The following is a 1,640-nucleotide window of genomic DNA, read 5'->3' on the forward strand; positions in this document are numbered from 1 at the left end:
CGCACCGGCGCACCAACCGTCGCTGGAACCCGAACATCCAGACCGTGCGTGCGCAGGTTGCCCCTGGCAACACCCGCCGGATGAACGTGTGCACCTCCTGCCTGAAGGCGGGCAAGGTCGTCCGCGGCTGATTCTCAGCCCGTACATTCTGCCGACAGTGCCCCGGCACCCCGCGTGGGTGGTCCGGGGCTTTGTCGTCGGCGGGTAGCGCGGTGTCCGCCTGGCGGATCGCGCCGCTGACCGCCGACCTGGTCACCGCGCTCGCCGCCTGCCACATCGCGAGCTGGCGTGAGGCCTACGACACCCTCGTACCCGGCCACGTCCTCACCGGATTCGATCTCGACCGCTCCACGCAGACGTGGGAGCGGCGCCGCACCGACGGCGTCCACCGCATCCCGATCGCACTGTCCGGTGACGAGCTCATCGGCTTCGCGGCCGCCACCGCCACCGAACTCGACGCGCTGTATGTGCGGGCCGCCTGGCACGGCACCGGCGTCGCCGATGCCCTGATCGACGCGGCGGCCCCCGGCTCGCCGTGCACGCTGTGGGTCTTCGCCGACTATCCGCGCGCCCACGCCTTCTACCGCAGGCACGGCTTCGCCGACACCGGCGTCCGCCGCGTCGACCCGTTCACCCTGCTGCCCGAACAATTGTGGCGACGCGGCCCTCGCTAGGGTGCAGCCATGAGTACCACCGAACCGGTTACCGCCGTCACCCTCGTCGACGGCGTGCTGCAGCTGACGATCGCCACCGCCGCCGCGGGCACCTCGATGAACTTCGACCTGATCAACCAGGGCACCGAGGCACTGCGCGCGCTCGACCCCGAGGTCGGCGCCGTGCTGCTGACCGGTTCGGGCGCCAACTTCTGCGCGGGCGGCAACGTCCACCACTTCGCCGGCGCCGAGGATCGTGGCGCCTACCTGCACCAGTTGGCCACCGAGCTGCACGACTTCGTGCGCGCCCTGGCCGCCACCCCGGTTCCGGTCGTCGCGTCGGTGCACGGCTGGGCCGCGGGCGCGGGCATGAGCCTGGTGTGCGCCGCCGACATCGCCATCGGTGGCCCGTCGACCAAACTGCGCCCCGCCTACCCCGGTATCGGCCTGAGCCCCGACGGCGGCATGTCCTGGCTGCTGCCCCGCATCGTCGGCGCGAGTCGCGCCGCCGAGATCCTGCTCACCGACGCGGTCCTCGACGCCGAAGAGGCCGTGCGCCTCGGCATCCTGAGCCGCACCGTTGCCGACGACGAGGTCCGCGCCGAGGCCCTGCGGGTGGCCCAGAGTTTCGTCGCGGGTCCCCGCGCCACGTACGCGACCATGAAAAAGCTGCTGGCCCAGTCGCCTTCCGCGACCCTGGACCAGCAGCTGGACGCCGAACGCGACAGCATCGCCGCCGCCGCGAACAGCAGCACCGGCAAGGAAGGCGTCGATGCCTTCGTCGCCAAGCGCAAGCCGAACTACCTGGGACTCAGCTGATCACCACGGGTTTCGGCCGCCTCGTCGCCGAGGGGCGAGACGTAACGCCGAAGGCATGCCCGCCGCGCGGATCGCCGAACTCGGCGAAAGGGGGAACGACTAGCTCCCGCGAACAGAAAACCCGGACCCGGTGGTGTGCGGCAACACCCCACCGAGCCCGGGAACCGG

At 71.4% G+C, this 1,640-nt stretch carries 3 protein-coding genes; all 3 read left to right on the plus strand.

Annotated features, from left to right (window positions below; translation table 11 throughout):
- Positions 1 to 131, plus strand: a 131-nt coding sequence (locus tag QH270_RS03905) for a large ribosomal subunit protein bL28 (RefSeq protein ID WP_280338936.1), incomplete at its 5' end; no start/stop codon positions are given.
- Between the two features lie 81 nt (positions 132 to 212).
- Positions 213 to 674 carry a GNAT family N-acetyltransferase gene (locus tag QH270_RS03910; protein ID WP_280338934.1) on the plus strand — a complete coding sequence of 154 codons (462 nt, stop codon included), beginning with the start codon at positions 213 to 215 and terminating at the stop codon, positions 672 to 674.
- Positions 675 to 683: 9 nt separating this feature from the next.
- Positions 684 to 1,472, plus strand: a complete 789-nt coding sequence (locus QH270_RS03915) for an enoyl-CoA hydratase/isomerase family protein (protein WP_280338935.1) — start codon at positions 684 to 686, stop codon at positions 1,470 to 1,472.
- Positions 1,473 to 1,640: the final 168 nt, after the last annotated feature.

The sequence above is a fragment of the Nocardia neocaledoniensis genome (assembly GCF_029868625.1).
In the GTDB taxonomy this organism is placed as follows: Bacteria; Actinomycetota; Actinomycetes; order Mycobacteriales; family Mycobacteriaceae; genus Nocardia; species Nocardia neocaledoniensis_A.